General features: G+C 70.7%; 17 protein-coding genes. 2 read left to right on the forward strand and 15 right to left on the reverse strand.

All coding sequences use genetic code 11. The features are described 5' to 3' along the window. Window positions 1-2: 2 nt before the first annotated feature. The 9 genes from OG698_RS14990 to OG698_RS15030 form a co-directional block, all read right to left on the reverse strand. Window positions 3-413 carry an OB-fold nucleic acid binding domain-containing protein gene (locus OG698_RS14990; protein WP_100591174.1) on the reverse strand — a complete coding sequence of 137 codons (411 nt, stop codon included), beginning with the start codon at window positions 411-413 and terminating at the stop codon, window positions 3-5. A gap of 41 nt (window positions 414-454) precedes the next feature. Beyond that, on the reverse strand, window positions 455-1,138 hold the full coding sequence (locus OG698_RS14995) for a response regulator (RefSeq protein ID WP_406103491.1): 684 nt from the start codon (window positions 1,136-1,138) through the stop codon (window positions 455-457). Continuing rightward, entirely contained in the window at window positions 1,135-3,690 is a 2,556-nt protein-coding gene (locus OG698_RS15000; protein ID WP_406103492.1) for an ATP-binding protein, read from the reverse strand. Before OG698_RS15000 ends, OG698_RS14995 begins: the two co-directional genes overlap by 4 nt. A gap of 144 nt (window positions 3,691-3,834) precedes the next feature. After that, window positions 3,835-4,578 carry an ABC transporter ATP-binding protein gene (locus tag OG698_RS15005; protein WP_406103493.1) on the reverse strand — a complete coding sequence of 248 codons (744 nt, stop codon included), beginning with the start codon at window positions 4,576-4,578 and terminating at the stop codon, window positions 3,835-3,837. A 73-nt stretch (window positions 4,579-4,651) separates the two neighbouring features. Further along, the gene (locus OG698_RS15010; protein ID WP_406103494.1) at window positions 4,652-5,878 is read right to left on the reverse strand and encodes an alginate lyase family protein; all 1,227 of its coding nucleotides are present in this window, start codon (window positions 5,876-5,878) and stop codon (window positions 4,652-4,654) included. A gap of 117 nt (window positions 5,879-5,995) precedes the next feature. Continuing rightward, on the reverse strand, window positions 5,996-6,226 hold the full coding sequence (locus OG698_RS15015; protein WP_406103495.1) for a hypothetical protein: 231 nt from the start codon (window positions 6,224-6,226) through the stop codon (window positions 5,996-5,998). Window positions 6,227-6,455: 229 nt separating this feature from the next. Further along, window positions 6,456-7,223 carry a DUF3710 domain-containing protein gene (locus OG698_RS15020; RefSeq protein WP_399967296.1) on the reverse strand — a complete coding sequence of 256 codons (768 nt, stop codon included), beginning with the start codon at window positions 7,221-7,223 and terminating at the stop codon, window positions 6,456-6,458. Window position 7,224: 1 nt separating this feature from the next. Further along, entirely contained in the window at window positions 7,225-7,752 is a 528-nt protein-coding gene (dut, locus tag OG698_RS15025; protein WP_100591168.1) for a dUTP diphosphatase, read from the reverse strand. Then, window positions 7,749-8,333, reverse strand: a complete 585-nt coding sequence (locus OG698_RS15030) for a PaaI family thioesterase (protein WP_383087907.1) — start codon at window positions 8,331-8,333, stop codon at window positions 7,749-7,751. The genes dut and OG698_RS15030 overlap by 4 nt, the downstream gene beginning before the upstream one ends. A gap of 58 nt (window positions 8,334-8,391) precedes the next feature. Here OG698_RS15030 and OG698_RS15035 point away from each other — a divergent pair, with 58 nt between their 5' ends. After that, a complete protein-coding gene (locus tag OG698_RS15035; RefSeq protein ID WP_356281593.1) occupies window positions 8,392-8,838 on the forward strand; it encodes a DUF3093 domain-containing protein in 447 nt (148 codons plus the stop codon). 6 nt (window positions 8,839-8,844) lie between these two features. On the opposite strand, the gene OG698_RS15040 is transcribed toward OG698_RS15035, so the two are convergent. The 4 genes from OG698_RS15040 to OG698_RS15055 all read right to left on the reverse strand — a co-directional run bounded on the left by OG698_RS15040 (window position 8,845) and on the right by OG698_RS15055 (window position 12,486). Further along, window positions 8,845-9,810, reverse strand: coding sequence for a hypothetical protein (locus OG698_RS15040; RefSeq protein ID WP_406103496.1), 966 nt, complete (start codon window positions 9,808-9,810; stop codon window positions 8,845-8,847). A gap of 13 nt (window positions 9,811-9,823) precedes the next feature. After that, a complete protein-coding gene (locus OG698_RS15045) occupies window positions 9,824-10,120 on the reverse strand; it encodes a DUF4193 domain-containing protein (RefSeq protein WP_030357326.1) in 297 nt (98 codons plus the stop codon). A gap of 461 nt (window positions 10,121-10,581) precedes the next feature. Further along, window positions 10,582-11,826: a sensor histidine kinase gene (locus OG698_RS15050; protein ID WP_406103497.1), complete on the reverse strand. Its 1,245-nt coding sequence runs from the start codon at window positions 11,824-11,826 to the stop codon at window positions 10,582-10,584. A 6-nt stretch (window positions 11,827-11,832) separates the two neighbouring features. Beyond that, complete coding sequence (locus OG698_RS15055) at window positions 11,833-12,486, reverse strand: response regulator transcription factor (RefSeq protein WP_100591163.1); 654 nt, start codon at window positions 12,484-12,486, stop codon at window positions 11,833-11,835. A 322-nt stretch (window positions 12,487-12,808) separates the two neighbouring features. Between OG698_RS15055 and OG698_RS15060 the strand changes: the two genes are divergently transcribed. Beyond that, the gene (locus tag OG698_RS15060) at window positions 12,809-12,982 is read left to right on the forward strand and encodes a hypothetical protein (protein WP_399967289.1); all 174 of its coding nucleotides are present in this window, start codon (window positions 12,809-12,811) and stop codon (window positions 12,980-12,982) included. Between the two features lie 84 nt (window positions 12,983-13,066). Here OG698_RS15060 and OG698_RS15065 read toward each other — a convergent pair whose 3' ends face one another. Continuing rightward, window positions 13,067-13,864 carry an inositol monophosphatase family protein gene (locus tag OG698_RS15065; protein ID WP_406103498.1) on the reverse strand — a complete coding sequence of 266 codons (798 nt, stop codon included), beginning with the start codon at window positions 13,862-13,864 and terminating at the stop codon, window positions 13,067-13,069. A 10-nt stretch (window positions 13,865-13,874) separates the two neighbouring features. After that, window positions 13,875-15,011: a ferrochelatase gene (locus OG698_RS15070; protein WP_406103499.1), complete on the reverse strand. Its 1,137-nt coding sequence runs from the start codon at window positions 15,009-15,011 to the stop codon at window positions 13,875-13,877. Window positions 15,012-15,037 lie beyond the last annotated feature (26 nt).

Raw genomic sequence — 15,037 nt, forward strand, 5'->3', positions numbered from 1 at the left:
GGCTACTCCCGTCCGAGCGGTCTGAGTTCGTACTTCGGGTTGAAGAGCACCCTACGGCCCCGGCTCATCGAAACCCGTCCGGAAGCGATCAGCTTGCGGCCCGGTTCGATGCCGACGATGGACCGGCGGCCGAGCCATACGACGTCCAGAGCCGCGGAGCCGTCGAACAGCTCCGCCTCCAGGGCCGGGACTCCGGCGCGTGGTCGGAGGGTGACCGTGCGCAACGTACCAGTAACGGTGACTATCTGCCGGTCCTGGCAGTCACCGATGCGGGTACAGCCCGTGGTCTGCGAGTCCTCGCGCAGCTCTTCCGACTCCAGGTCCTCCTGGGAGGAGGACAGCCGGTCGAGCATGCGCCGGAAGCGGCCTGCCGGCTTCTCGGACGGCGTATCGGAACGAGGGACAGCACTCATAAATCAAGCGTACCGGGGGGCAGGGACAACGGATGAGCGGGTCAGCGCTCGAAGCGATACCCCATGCCGGGCTCGGTGATGAAGTGCCGCGGGTGGGAGGGGTCGGACTCCAGTTTGCGGCGGAGCTGGGCCATGTAGACGCGCAGATAGTTCGTCTCGGTGCCGTAGGAGGGGCCCCAGACCTCCTGGAGGAGCTGCTTCTGGCTGACGAGGCGGCCCGTGTTGCGGACCAGGACCTCCAGGAGGTGCCACTCGGTGGGGGTCAGGCGCACGTCGCGGCCGTCGCGGTTGACCTTCTTCGCGGTCAGGTCGACGGTGAAGTCGTCGGTCTCGACGATGCCCTCGTCCTCGCCGCCGCCGGTGGGCTCGGCCCGGCGGACCGCGGCGCGCAGCCGGGCCAGGAGCTCGTCCATGCCGAACGGCTTGGTGACGTAGTCGTCGGCGCCCGCGTCGAGCGCCTCGACCTTCTCGTCGGAGGAGTGCCGGGCGGACAGCACCAGGATCGGTACGCGGGTCCAGCCGCGCAGGCCCCTGATCACCTCGACACCGTCCATGTCGGGCAGGCCCAGGTCGAGCACGACCACGTCGGGGTGGAACGCGGCGGCGAGCTGGAGCGCGCCCGCGCCGTCGGCCGCGGCCTCCACCTCGTACTTGCGCGCCTTCAGGTTGATGACGAGGGCGCGCACGATCTGCGGCTCGTCGTCGACCACGAGCACCCGGGTCATGCGTACCTGCCTCTCTGAGCAATGGCTGAGCTGGTGGGGCCGGCCGGCGGGTGGCCGGGCGCGGCAGTGAGCGTGAGGACCATGGTCAGGCCTCCGCCGGGGGTGTCCTCCGCCGTGAGCGTGCCGTTCATCGCCTCGACGAAGCCGCGCGCGACGGCGAGGCCGAGGCCCACACCGGCGCCGCGCGGTGCGTCACCGTAGCGCTGGAACGGGGCGAAGATCCGGTCCTTCGCGGTGTCGGGGACGCCCGGCCCGCGGTCCACGACGCGGACCTCTACGCGGTCGCCGAGCGTGCTGGCGGCCACGAGGACCGCCTCGTCCTCGGGGCTGTACTTGACCGCGTTCTCGACGATATTGGCGACGGCGCGCTCCAGGAGTCCCTTGTCGACGGTGACCATGGGCAGGCTCTCCGGAATGTCGAGGTCGACGCTGCCGTCGGGAACGCCCACCAGCGCCATCGGGACCACCTCATCGAGATCGATCTCGCGCATCAGCGGGGTGACGGTGCCGGTCTGGAGGCGGGACATGTCGAGGAGGTTGCCGACGAGGTGGTCGAGGCGGTCGGCGCCCTCCTCGATGCCGGCGAGGAGTTCCGCCTGGTCCTCCTCGGACCAGGCGACGTCGTCGGAGCGCAGCGAGGAGACGGCGGCCTTGATGCCGGCGAGCGGGGTCCGCAGGTCGTGGCTGACGGCGGCGAGCAGGGCGGTGCGGATGCGGTTGCCCTCGGCGAGGGTGCGGGCCTGGTCCGCCTCGGACTGGAGGCGCTGGCGGTCGAGCACGACGGCGGCCTGGGCCGCGAAGGCCGCGAGGACGCGGCGGTCCTCGGCGGGCAGCACGCGGCCGGACAGGGCGAGCGCCATGTGGTCGCCGACCGGCATGTCGACGTCCGCGTCCTCGGGCCGTTCCTGAGGGTGCGGGCCGACGCTGGCGGCGCAGGTCCACGGCTCCACGTCGTTCGCGCGCTCGAGGAGGGCCACGGAGTCCATGGCGAAGGTCTCGCGGACCCGGTCGAGCAGCGCGTCGAGGCTGTTCTCGCCGCGCAGGACGCTGCCGGCGAGGAAGGAGAGGATCTCGGACTCGGCCCGGAGCCTGGCGGCCTGATGGGTGCGCCTTGCCGCCAGGTCGACGACGGAGGCGACCGACACCGCGACCCCTACGAAGATCACGATGGCGACGATGTTCTTGGGGTCGGCGACGGTGAACAGGTGCAGGGGCGGCGTGAAGTAGTAGTTCAGGAGGAGCGAGCCGACGGCGGCCGAGGCCAGGGCCGGCAGGAGGCCGCCGACGAGCGCGGCGGCCACTGTCACGGACAGGAAGAGGAGCATGTCGTTGGCGAGGCCGAGATCGGTGGCGACATGGGTGAGCGCGAGGGCCAGCAGGGCGGGCCCGCCGACGCCGACGAGCCAGCCCCAGATGATCCGGGAGCGGCCGAGGCGGGCGCCGCGTGCGACGGGCAGGCCGCGGCCCTTGGCCACTGCCTCGTGCGTGACGATGTGCACATCGAGGTCGGGGCCCGACTCCCGGGCGACGGTCATGCCGACGCCGGGTCCGAAGATGTACTGCCATGTCTTGCGGCGCGAGGAGCCGAGGACGATCTGGGTCGCATTGACACCGCGCGCGAACTCGAGGAGCGCGGCCGGTATGTCGTCCCCTATGACGTGGTGGAAGGTGCCGCCCAGGTCCTCGACGAGGGTGCGCTGGAGGGCGAGTTCCTTCGGGGACGCGGCGGTGAGGCCGTCGCTGCGGGCGATGTAGACGGCGAGGATCTCGCTGCCTGAGCCCTTGGCGGCCATCCGCGCCGCGCGCCTGACCAGCGTGCGGCCCTCGGGTCCACCGGTCAGGCCGACGACGATGCGCTCGCGGGCCTGCCAGGTGGAGCGGATGTTGTGTTCGCCGCGGTACTGCTGGAGGTATTCGTCGACGCGGTCGGCCACCCACAGGAGGGCCAGTTCGCGCAGGGCGGTGAGGTTGCCGGGGCGGAAGTAGTTGGAGAGGGACGCGTCGATCCGGTCGGGCTTGTAGATGTTGCCGTGGGCCATGCGGCGCCGCAGCGCTTCCGGCGACATGTCGACCAGTTCGATCTGGTCGGCGCGGCGCACGACCTCATCGGGGACGGTCTCGCGCTGGCGCACGCCGGTGATCGACTCGACGACGTCGCCGAGTGACTCCAGGTGCTGGATGTTGACGGTGGACACGACGTCGATGCCGGCCGCGAGGAGTTCCTCGACGTCCTGCCAGCGCTTGGCGTTGCGCGAACCGGGCACGTTCGTGTGGGCGAGTTCGTCCACCAGGGCGACGTCGGGGCGGCGGGCCAGTACGGCGTCGACGTCCATCTCGGTGAAGGCGGCGCCGCGGTAGGTGAGCTCCTTGCGGGAGATCTGTTCGAGGCCGTGGAGCATCACCTCCGTACGGGGCCTGCCGTGGTGCTCGACGAAGCCCACGGCGCAGTCCGTGCCCCGCTCGATACGGCGGTGGCCCTCGGAGAGCATCGCGTAGGTCTTGCCGACGCCCGGTGCCGCACCGAGGTAGATCCGAAGCTTGCCGCGTCCCATGGCCCCATTGTCTTCCCGCTTCACGTGTTGTACGCAGCGTCGACCCTACGGCCACCAATTGCGGCAAATGGGGTGAGGGGGCCGCGGACGTGCGTCTTTGACGCAACTCTGATGCGAGCCTCGCCGCACCGGGCGGCGTGTTGGTCAGCGCCCCCGCACTGCGGTGATCTCCGTGATCTCGCCGTCGCGGAGTTCGAGCACCCGGTCGGCGAGGTCGAGCAGCGCCGCGTCGTGGGTGGCGACGAGCGCGGTGACGTGTTCGCTGCGGACGACGGCGCGCAGCAGCTGCATGACGGCGAGGCCGGTCTCGGCGTCGAGCTGGCCGGTGGGTTCGTCGGCGATGAGGAGGGCGGGCCGGTTGGCCAGGGCGCGGGCGATCGCGACGCGCTGCTGCTGGCCGCCGGACAGTTCGCCGGGGCGCTGCTTGGCGTGGTCGGCGAGCCCGACGAGGGCGAGGAGCAGCTCGACGCGTTCCTCGCGTTCGCGGGGGTCGGCCTTGCGCAGCCGCATCGGCACCCCGACGTTCTCGGCGGCGGACAGGATGGGGATCAGGCCGAAGGACTGGAAGATGAAGCCGATGCGGTCCCTGCGCAGTTCCAGGAGCCCGTCCTCGCCGAGCCCGGAGAGGTCCTGGCCGTCGACGGTGATGCGGCCGCCGTCGGGTTCGTCGAGCCCTCCGACAAGGTTGAGGAGGGTCGTCTTGCCGGATCCCGAGCGGCCCTTGAGGGCGACGAGTTCACCGCGCGGCACCTCGAAGGACACGCCGCGCAGGGCGTGCACGGCCGCGGCCCCGGTGCCGTAGGAGCGGTGCAGGTCCTCGATGACGACCATGGGGCCGGCACCGTCCCGGTCGAGGACGGCGGCCCCCGCTTCCGTGCTCTCGCTCATGTGCGCTCCCCCGTGCGTTCCCCGGCCGGGCGCCAGTATGGTCACGCGGCGCCCGGCCGGGCAATGGCCGGGATCAGTTGGGGTTCTCGGCGTGGGTCAGGGTCTCCCAGGCGACGAACAGGTTGTTGGAGCCCGCCGGGCGGTTCTGCTCGGTGAGCTTCTGGGTGTTCGTCATGGCGTTGCCGAGGCGGGTGTGCATCGCGTTGTAGCCGACCTCGGTGACGGGGCCGAGCCCGCGCTTGACGGACCCGCCGCACAGCCAGCTCGGCGGCGCCTCGCCGAGCTCGTACTTGGCCTGGAAGCCGAGAGCCTGCTGGAGGCGCTGCCCGACGTCGGTGCCGTACAGGTCCTGGCCCTGGATGCGGCTGGTCTCGGCGATGTGGGAGATGGCGGAGATGCCGTATCCGGTGTGCACGAAGTCGCGGCAGGTCTCCTGGGTGAGGCCGGTGACGAAGGTGGACTGCCCCTGCCAGTAGCTGACGATCTTGGCCTTGGTGTCGAGGTTCTGGCTCGGCACGGTCTTCGGCAGGTCGCCGTCGGAGGCGAGGTAGACGTAGGCGGCCGTGCGCGTACGGAACTTGGCCATGGCCTTGTCGTACGACGTCTTGTCCTCCAGGAAGACGGAGATGCCGACGGCGGCCTCCATCATCGACAGCTCCCAGTTGCCGTTGGAGTTCGAGCCGTTGATGACCTTGGGGAGGTAGACGTCGCGCAGCATCGTCCCGAAACGGCCCTCGTTCGCCCAGCCGCCGGTGTACGTGTACTTGATGATCTCGGCGGCCTTGGGCCAGGAGGAGCCGGCCCAGCCGGTCTGGAGGGGCGCGTTGCTGTTGGTGTGCTCCTTGATGGTGGCCGACCAGGCGTCCATCAGCTCGATGGCCTTCTTCGCGTAGCGGTCGTCACGCGTGATGTACCAGGCCAGCGCGTCGGTGTACGCGGCTATCGCGTCCTCGCGCTCGTCGGTGCAGCCGTAGTTGGGGTTGGAGTACGAGCCGCACTCGACGGTGGCGCGGGGCTTGGCGGTGCGCGTGAGGGAGGCGTACTTGCTCGCCAGCATCTGGTCGTACGCGCCCTTCCAGGGCTGGGCGCCGGCGTTGACCTTGTCGCGGGCGAAGTCCAGCTGCCCCTTGGAGACGGTGACGCCGGGGTGGGTGAAGGTGGCGGGCGCGGCGTCGGCGCGGTCGGCGCCGGGCCAGGCGAGGAGGGTGGCGACGAGAGCGGTGGTGGTCGTCGCGAGGGTGGCGAGGAGGGCGGTGCGTCGTCTGCGCCGGTGGCGGGCGGGGGCCTGTGTGTTCGGCATGTGGGGGGCCATCCGTTCTTCTATGTGAACGTGAAGTACCTTTATGAACACGGGTGTTGGCCGGAGACCCTAGGTACGGACCAGCCTTCCGTCAAGAGGTGAAGAAAGAGCCGCAGTTCAGCTGTCGGTCCCGTCGTCGCGATCCGGCCACACGTCCACGTGGCCCGCCTCACCCGTGGGCCGAACCCGACCGCGGAGCCCGTACCGCTCCACGTAGTCGTGCGGCAGCTGGAGCCGGCCCGCCCGGTCCAGAACCGTGAACCCCTCGCCCTCCCCCCGTTCGCGCAGCGTCTCCGTCGACGTGCGGCCGTCGCGGATGCGGACCGTGCGGCGCACCTGGCCGGACACGAGCGGGTCGCCGGGGACGACGAGAACGGTCGCCCCAGCTCCTCGTCGGCGCGCCGCAGGGCCGTGAACACGCCCTCCCCGCTCGCCGTGTCGAGCTCGCCGGTCGGCTCGTCGGCCGGCAGGACGCGCGGCGCGTTCGCAGAAACCTTCAACTGCCCCGCCGCGCAACGCCGATGGGCCGCACACTCCCATGGAGTGTGCGGCCCATCGATGGCCGTACAGGTGCGGCTCAGCGCACCTCGGTGATCTCGGGGCCGCGCGCCAGCTGCCCCATGCCGCCGGCGAACCGGGAGCCTTCCTGCGGCTCCTGCTGCACGCCCTCGGCGACCATCTGCGCGTCGTCCGGCAGCTTCAGGACGATCGGGTCGCGCGGAGCCATCGGGCCCTCACCGCGGACCACGACGGTGTCCCGGAAGATCTGCTCGAGAAGCCCGGCGGCCTGCGGCTGCACCGCGCCCTGCCCGGAGATCACTCCGCGCAGGAACCAGCGGGGGCCGTCGACGCCGATGAACCGGACGACCTGGAAGCCGCCCGTGCCGTCCGGCAACTGCACCGGCACCTGGGCCCGCAGCTCCCAGCCGAGCGGACCCTCGACCTCGTCGATCACGCCACCCTGCTGAGTGATGCCCGAGGCGATCTCCTCACGGACCTCGCCCCAGATGCCCTCCTTCTTGGGGGCGGCGAAGCCCTGGAGCTGCACGGCGCTGTCCTGGAGGACCACGGTGGCCGCGACGATCGCGTCACCCGCGACCTCGACCCGCAGCTCCATGCCCTCGACTCCGGGTACGAAGAGTCCGCCCAGGTCCACGCGGCCCTCGCCGGGCTCACGGACCTCGGAGGCGTCCCAGGGGCCGTCGGGACGCGGCTCGGGCTCGAGCCGCACGCGCTGGGGCTCGTCCTCGTCCGCGTCGCTGTCGCCGGCTACGCCGTCGACGACCTGCTCGGCCTCGCCCGCCGCGTCATCGGCGGCGCCGTTCTTCTTGCGACGTCCGAACACGTCACTGTCCTTCCCGGTCGGATACGACCGATGCGTATCGATTCCCACCCTGATGCCCACCCGGGCCCGGCCCCACGGCGGCATGACCACCGGTGGACCCGAAGCCCCCCTCGGCCCGCGCCGAGTCGGGAAGTTCCGCCACCTCCTGGAAGCGCACCTTCTCGACCTGCTGGACGACCAGTTGGGCAATCCGGTCGAAGCGCTCGAACCGCACGCTGTCGCGCGGGTCGAGATTCACCACGATCACCTTGATCTCTCCACGGTACCCGGCATCCACCGTCCCTGGGGCATTCACCAGGGCGACACCGCAGCGGGCGGCGAGGCCGGATCTCGGGTGCACGAAGGCGGCGTACCCCTCGGGCAGTGCGATCGACACCCCCGTGGGGAGTACGGCCCGCTCGCCCGGCGCGAGCTCGCACGCCTCGGTGGTCCGCAGATCCGCGCCCGCGTCACCGGGGTGCTCGTACGACGGCAGCGGTACGTCGGGGTCGACACGCCTGATCAGCACGTCGAGAGGGGCTCGGGTCACGGGTTCACCTCGAAGGCACGGGTGCGCCGGACCTGGTCCGGGTCGCTCATGGCCGCCTGGATCTCCTCCGGGCGTCCGTTGTCGATGAAGTGGTCGACCTTCACCTCGATGAAGAGGGCCTCGGCGCGGACCGCGACGGGCCCGTCGGGGCCGCCGATCCGGCCGGTGGCGGTCGAGTAGATCTTGCGGCCGGCGACGGCGGTGACCTCGGCGTCCAGGTACAGCACGGTGTCCACGGGCACGGGCCGCACGAAGTCCGTCTCGAGCCGGCCGGTCACCGCGATGACACGCAGCAGCCAGTTCAGCGAGCCGAGCGTCTCGTCGAGGGCGGTGGCCAGGACTCCGCCGTGCGCGAGGCCGGGCGCGCCCTGGTGCGCGGGGCGCACCGTGAACTCGGCGGTGACGCGGACGCCGTCCTGCGCGCGCGCCGCCAGGTGCAGCCCGTGCGACTGTTCGTCGCCGCAGCCGAAACAGTGTCCGTAGTGCGCGCCGAGGAGCTCGCCGGGTGCGGGGGCATCGGGGTGCCGCACGGGCGCTATGGCGTCGGCGGGGGGCGTCAGAGCTGCAGAAGTACCACTCACAGGCGCAGACCTTACCCGCGCGTCCTGGGAGAAAGCGCACCGTGCCAAGCTTGGCTGCATGGAGCTCTCCACCGCACCGTTCGAAGAACGCCTCACCGCCCCCCGCTCGTGGTGGCTCGTCTCACTCCTGCTCGGCGTCGCCTGCGCCCTGGTCCTGCTGCCGTTCGGCACGCTGCCGCTGCTCGGAGGGCTCGTCGGCGGGACGGCCGCGGCGGCGGTGGTGACGAGTTCGTACGGCTCCGTACGCATCCGTGTCGTGGCGGACTCGCTGGTCGCCGGGGACGCGAAGATCCCGCTGTCGGCGCTGGGTGACGCGGAGATCCTGGACGCCGAGGGGGCGCGCGCCTGGCGCACGCACAAGGCCGACCCGCGCGCCTTCATGCTGCTGCGCAGCTATGTGCCGACGGCCCTGCGCGTGGACGTCACCGACCCGCAGGACCCGACCCCGTACCTGTACCTGTCGACGCGGGACCCGAAGGGGCTGGCCAAGGCGCTCGGCAAGTAGCGCCGGTCAGCTTCCGAGCTCCTTGGGATTGGACGCGTCACCCGGGATCAGCGGGTGCGGGTCGCTGGGGCGCTCCAGGGGCGGCAGCTCCGGGAGGGCGTCCCAGGGGACCTGGATCTTGCGCAGGTCCTTGCGGATCCGCTCCGCGAGCTTCTTGGTGTCGCGGCGGTTCATGACCGCCCCGACCGCGGCGCCGACCATGAACGGCATCAGGTTCGGCAGGTTGCGCACCATGCGCTTCATGATCTGCTGGCGCAGCTCGCGCTTCATCTGGCCGCCGAGCGCCGCGTTGATCGTCGCGGGCTTCGTCACCTCGATGCCGCGCTCCTCGGTCCACGAGGCCAGATAGGCGGCGCTGCGGTCCTTGAGGGCGCCGGGCGGGCGCACGCCGTAGACCTCGTGCAGCTCGGCGACGAGCTTCATCTCGATGGCGGCGACGCCGGTGATCTCGGCCGCAAGCTCCGCGGGCATCGCGGGCGGTACGGGCATCATCGCGGCGGCGCCGATCCCCGCACCCACGGTGGAGGTGGCGTTGGCCGCGCCCGCGACGAGTTTGTCCGCGAGCTGTTCGGCGCTCAGGCCGGGGAACTGTCTGCGCAGGGTCGCCAGATCGCGCACCGGCACACGCGGCGCGTTCTCGATGATCCGGTCGGCGAGGTAGCCGAGTCCTGCTTTGGCGGCGGTGCCGCTCTTGCGGACGCCGTCTCTGACGGCGGCCACACGGCGCCTGGCGACCTGCACACGGCCGCCGCTCGGCGCTTGGTCACCCGCGGTGGGCACGACGGGAAGGTCGCTGTATCCCGCCGCCGCGAGGTCGCCCGTCACTTCTTGGTCGTCCGCGTCCTCGAGCGAGGCTGCTCCAGTGGGGGAAGAGCCTCGCTCGTCGTCACGCACGCCGTCGTCGGACGGGCCACCGTCCGCTTCCCGGTCCTTCCGGGAGCGGCGCTTCCAGGGCGGGGTCGAGCCAGTCACGGCCGACCCTGCCTCAGTCGCAGTCGCGGCAGATCGGCTGGCCGTTCTTCTCCCTGGCCAGCTGGCTCCTGTGGTGCACCAGGAAGCAGCTCATGCAGGTGAACTCGTCCTGCTGCTTGGGCAGGACCCGGACGGCCAGCTCCTCGTTCGAGAGGTCGGCGCCGGGGAGCTCCAGGCCTTCGGCGGCCTCGAACTCGTCGACGTCGACCGACGAGGTCGACTTGTCGTTCCGCCGAGCCTTGAGCTCCTCGATGCTGTCCTCGTTGACGTCATCGTCGGTCTTGCGTGGGGTGTCGTAATCCGTTGCCATGTGTCGCTCTCCCCCTCTGGGTGTATGCGGTGTCTCCAGCGCACAACGCGCGGGAGGCCGGACTTTGTGCCCGACCTGAGGCGGAGATTTTGCCTCACATCAAGGTCTGTTACTCAATCGACACCCAACCGGATCCCTCATGAGTGATCGGGTTGGATGGCGATCGGGACCGTACACGGTCCGAAGGTGGCACCTCACGGGCGCCACCCCGTGTACTTCCCGTGATCCGGACCCCTGAAAACCCGGATTTTCCCGGCTTTCCGGGGGCTTTCACGATCACGGAGAGTAGATGGCCGGAAATTCGCCCTTGTGATCGATCACACACGGTCTCTCCGGGATCAGGTCCCGAAAATTCCGCTAAAAGCGAACTCGCCCGGCACGTCGGCGGAAGCATCTCAGATCGGTCGCCGAGCCGCATCTCGGAAGGCTCGAATCGGCGGGTGACACGCGTCTCGGAGGCCTCAGATCGGCAGGGTGACCCGCATGACGAGCCCACCCCCTTCACGCGGCTCCGCGATGATACGGCCCCCATGAGCGCGCGCCACCGAGCGGGCGATCGACAGACCGAGCCCCACTCCCTTGTCGCTCCCGGTGCGCTCGGTGCGCAGCCGCCGGAACGGCTCGAAGAGGTTGTCGATCTCGTACGCGGGCACCACGGGCCCCGTGTTGGACACCACGAGGACCGCCTGACCGTGCTGGGCCTCGGTGGTGACCTCGACCCAGCCGCCCTCCGGGACGTTGTACCGGACGGCGTTCTGGACGAGGTTCAGGGCGATGCGCTCCAGGAGCACGCCATTGCCCTGGACGACGGCCTCCTTGCGCTCGCCGCGGATCTCGACGCCCTTCGCGTCGGCCTCCGAGCGGGTCTGGTCGATGGCCTGCGAGGCGACCTCGGCGAGGTCGACCGGCTTGCGCTCCACGATCTGGTTGTCGCTGCGGGCGAGCAGGAGCAGGCCCTCGACGAGCTGCTCGCTGCGCTCGTTCGTCGCCAGGAGCGTCTTGCCGAGCTGCTGGAGCTCCACCGGCGCTCCGGGGTCGGAGAGGTGGACCTCGAGCAGTGTGCGGTTGATCGCGAGCGGCGTGCGCAGCTCGTGCGACGCGTTGCCGACGAACCGCTGCTGCGCGGTGAAGGCTCTCTCCAGGCGGTCGAGCATGTCGTCGAAGGTGTCGGACAGCTCTTTCAGCTCGTCGTCCGGGCCGTCCAGCTCGATGCGCCGCGACAGGTCCGTGCCGGCCACCCGGCGCGCGGTGCGCGTGATGCGGCCCAGCGGGGACAGGACGCGGCCCGCCATCGCGTACCCGAAGGCGAACGCGATCACGGCGAGGCCGAGCAGGGCGAGGAGCGAGCGGCTGAGGAGATTGTCGAGTGCGTGCTGACGCATCTCGTTGACGCACTCGTTCAGCGCGGAGTTGAGCTGGCCCGTCGTGGGGTGGTCGGGCAGGCCCGAGAAGTTGCGGCAGGTCCCGCTGCTCACCGAACCGTTCGTGACGGTGAACGGCAGGTCACTGCCGACGTTCAGGGCCTGCGCGGCGAGCAGATAGATGATCGACAGCAGCACAATGCCGGCGATCAGGAACATGCCGCCGTACAGCAGGGTGAGGCGTATACGGATGGTGGGGCGCAGCCACGGGTAGGGCGGCTCGGCTTTTCTGGGGTCCCACGTGGGTTTCGGAGGCGCGGCCGGTGGCGCGGGTGACGAGGCCACAGGGGATCAGATCCGGTATCCGGAGCCGGGCACGGTCACGATGACAGCGGGCTCTCCGAGCTTGCGGCGCAGGGTCATGACGGTGACCCGTACGACGTTCGTGAAGGGGTCCGTGTTCTCGTCCCAGGCCTTCTCCAGGAGCTGCTCGGCCGAGACGACGGCGCCCTCGCTGCGCAGCAGCACCTCGAGGACGGCGAACTCCTTGGGCGCGAGCTGGATCTCCTTGCCGTCGCGCAGGACCTCACGACGGTTCGGGTCGAGCTTGATGCCCGCGCGCTCGAGGACGGGCGGCAGCGGCACGCTCGTACGGCGTCCGAGCGCCCGCACACGGGCCGTCAGCTCGCTGAACGCGAACGGCTTGGGCAGGTAGTCGTCGGCACCGATCTCGAGGCCCTCGACGCGGTCGCTGACGTCGCCGGAGGCGGTCAGCATCAGGACGCGGGTCGGCATGCCGAGTTCGACGATCTTGCGGCAGACGTCGTCGCCGTGCACGAGCGGGAGGTCCCGGTCGAGGACGACCACGTCGTAGTCGTTCACGCCGATGCGCTCGAGGGCGGCCGCGCCGTCGTACACGACGTCGACGGCCATGGCCTCCCGGCGCAGTCCGGTGGCCACCGCATCGGCGAGCAGCTGCTCGTCCTCGACGACGAGTACGCGCACGTCGCTGTCCTTCCTGTGTGACCTGCGGGCAGGTTCTGAGCACCTGTGAGCAGGTCCGGGTCGTGGAGTGTGGCCTCCATCCTGCCCCTTTCGGCCATAAACCGGCTGTAAGGCGGTGTGGCGCCCCGGGCATGCGGATTTTCTCGCCGGTCGAGGTTTCTGCGGAAGTGAGCGCGGGGAGGACGGATTTACACCCGCGATCACGCTTTGTATGTGGCGTGCCACGACCCGCTTTCCGCAGGGCGGTTTGAGACGTGATCGCCCCTTCCGAGGGCACACCCCCGTGCCACTGACCCACGACCCAGGACGAGGGGGCGCAACCATGGACGCATTCACCGCAGGACTTCTGCAGCGCATCAAGGCGACCGAGTCCGATCTGAGCCGGGCTCGCGAGACGGGCGACGAATTCCTCGTCGAGATCGAGCAGGACGAGCTGGACGACCTGCACCGGCTCGCCGCCGAACACGGCGTGGAGCTCGGCGTCTCGCCCGTCTGACGCAGCACGGAAGGGCCCCGGCGCCTGGTCGATCCAGGCAGGCACCGGGGCCCTTCTCTGTGCTCAGCGGGCTGGGGACGCCCTTCAGTCGTGCCAGGCCCCGAGCTCCTCGAGGCGGTTCTGGAGCTGCTCGAAGAGTCCGGGCGGCGCCGCGATCGTCAGCTCGCCGGACGGCACTTCGCCCGGACGGCCACCGGTGAGCGCGCCCGCCTCCCGCGCGATGAGGTCGCCGGCCGCGAGGTCCCAGGGGTTCAAGCCGCGCTCGTAGTACGCGTCGAGGCGTCCGACGGCGACGTCGCAGAGGTCGATGGCGGCCGAACCGCCACGCCGGATGTCGCGCACATGAGGCACCAACTCCCGTACGACATCGGCCTGGTGGGCCCGGCGGGCGGCGAGGTAGCCGAATCCCGTGCCGACCAGCGCCTGCTCGAAGGGGGGCGCCACGCGCGCGTGTGCCGGGCGGTCGTTCACGTACGCGCCCTGGCCGAGGACCGCGCGGTAGGTCTCTCCGCGCAGGGGCGCAGCGACGACCCCGACGAGGGTCTCGTCGCCCTGGCGCGCGGCGATGGAGACCGACCATTCGGGGCGCCCGTACAGGTAGTTGACCGTTCCGTCGATGGGGTCGATCACCCAGGTGATCCCGCTGCTGCCCTCGGTGCTCGCGCCCTCCTCGCCCAGGACGCCGTCGTCCGGCCGGCGCTCGGCGAGGAAGCCCGTGATCAGCTTCTCGGAGGCGATGTCCATCTCCGTGACGACGTCCACGACGCTGGTCTTGGTGGCGGCGACGCCGAGGTCGGCGGGGCGTCCGTCGCGCAGGAAGGTCCCGGCGCGGGCGGCGGCCTCCAGGGCGACCTCGAGGAGTTCGGCCTTCAGGTCTGTCACGTCGGGATCCTTATGCGTACGGGCTGTCGGCGCCCGCGGCCGCGGGCTTGGGGGCACGGGAGGGGCAGCAGCCCACCGGGCAGAGGTTGTGGCTCGCGCCGAGCGCGCCCAGGGCGCAGGGCGTGACGGCCCGGCCGCTCTCGGCGGCGGACCGTTCGAGGACGAGGTCGCGGACCGCGGCGGCGAAGCGGGGGTCCGCGCCGACCGTGGCGGAGCGGCGCACCGGGAGGCCGAGCTCGGCGGCCTTGGCCGTGGCCTCGGTGTCGAGGTCGTAGAGGACTTCCATGTGGTCGGAGACGAAGCCGATGGGCGCCATCACGACGGCAGGCACACCGGCGCTGTGCCGCTCCTCGAGGTGGTCGCAGATGTCGGGCTCCAGCCACGGGATGTGCGGGGCGCCGGAACGCGACTGGTAGACGAGCCGCCAGTGGTGCTCGATGCCGGTCTCCTCGCGGACCGCGTCGGCGATCACGCGCGCGACGTCCAGGTGCTCCTTCACGTAGGCGCCGCCGTCGCCGTGGTCACCGACGGGCCCGGAGACGTCGGCTGCCGCGGTCGGGATGGAGTGCGTCGTGAACGCGATGTGGGCGCCGTCCCGTACGCCGTCGGGGAGGTCGGCGAGCGACTTCAGGACACCGTCGATCATGGGGCGCACGAAGCCGGGGTGGTTGAAGTAGTGCCGCAGCTTGTCGACGCGCGGCACCTCGAGCCCCTCCGCTTCGAGGGCGGCGAGCGAGTCCGCGAGGTTCTCGCGGTACTGACGGCAGCCCGAGTACGACGCGTACGCGCTGGTCGCGAGGACGAGGATGCGCTCGTGGCCGTCGGTGACCATCTCGCGGAGGGTGTCCGTCAGGTACGGCGCCCAGTTCCGGTTGCCCCAGTAGACGGGCAGGTCGAGGCCGTGGTCCGCGAAGTCCTTGCGGAGCGCGTCCAGCAGGGCGCGGTTCTGCTCGTTGATGGGGCTGACCCCGCCGAACAGGAAGTAGTGCTGCCCCACCTCCTTGAGCCGCTCCTTGGGGATTCCCCGGCCGCGCGTCACGTTCTCCAGGAACGGGACCACGTCGTCGGGGCCTTCGGGGCCTCCGAACGAGAGCAGCAGCAGGGCGTCGTAGCCGTCGAAGGGCGTGGGATCGAGCGCATCGGACATGCCTTTGATCCTGCCATCCGTCACTG

It is taken from the genome of Streptomyces sp. NBC_01003 (genome assembly GCF_045162695.1).
Classification (GTDB): Bacteria; Actinomycetota; Actinomycetes; order Streptomycetales; family Streptomycetaceae; genus Streptomyces.

Bases quoted from the DNA above. Each gene is read 5' to 3' on its own strand.
- OG698_RS14995 (WP_406103491.1), bottom strand. From the start codon at position 1,138: ATGACCCGGGTGCTCGTGGTCGACGACGAGCCGCAGATCGTGCGCGCC.
- OG698_RS15035 (WP_356281593.1), top strand. From the start codon at position 8,392: ATGGAGCTCTCCACCGCACCGTTCGAAGAACGCCTCACCGCCCCCCGC.
- OG698_RS15045 (WP_030357326.1), bottom strand. From the start codon at position 10,120: ATGGCAACGGATTACGACACCCCACGCAAGACCGACGATGACGTCAAC.
- OG698_RS15005 (WP_406103493.1), bottom strand. From the start codon at position 4,578: ATGAGCGAGAGCACGGAAGCGGGGGCCGCCGTCCTCGACCGGGACGGT.
- OG698_RS15070 (WP_406103499.1), bottom strand. From the start codon at position 15,011: ATGTCCGATGCGCTCGATCCCACGCCCTTCGACGGCTACGACGCCCTG.
- OG698_RS15000 (WP_406103492.1), bottom strand. From the start codon at position 3,690: ATGGGACGCGGCAAGCTTCGGATCTACCTCGGTGCGGCACCGGGCGTC.
- OG698_RS15010 (WP_406103494.1), bottom strand. From the start codon at position 5,878: ATGCCGAACACACAGGCCCCCGCCCGCCACCGGCGCAGACGACGCACC.
- OG698_RS15060 (WP_399967289.1), top strand. From the start codon at position 12,809: ATGGACGCATTCACCGCAGGACTTCTGCAGCGCATCAAGGCGACCGAG.
- OG698_RS14990 (WP_100591174.1), bottom strand. From the start codon at position 413: ATGAGTGCTGTCCCTCGTTCCGATACGCCGTCCGAGAAGCCGGCAGGC.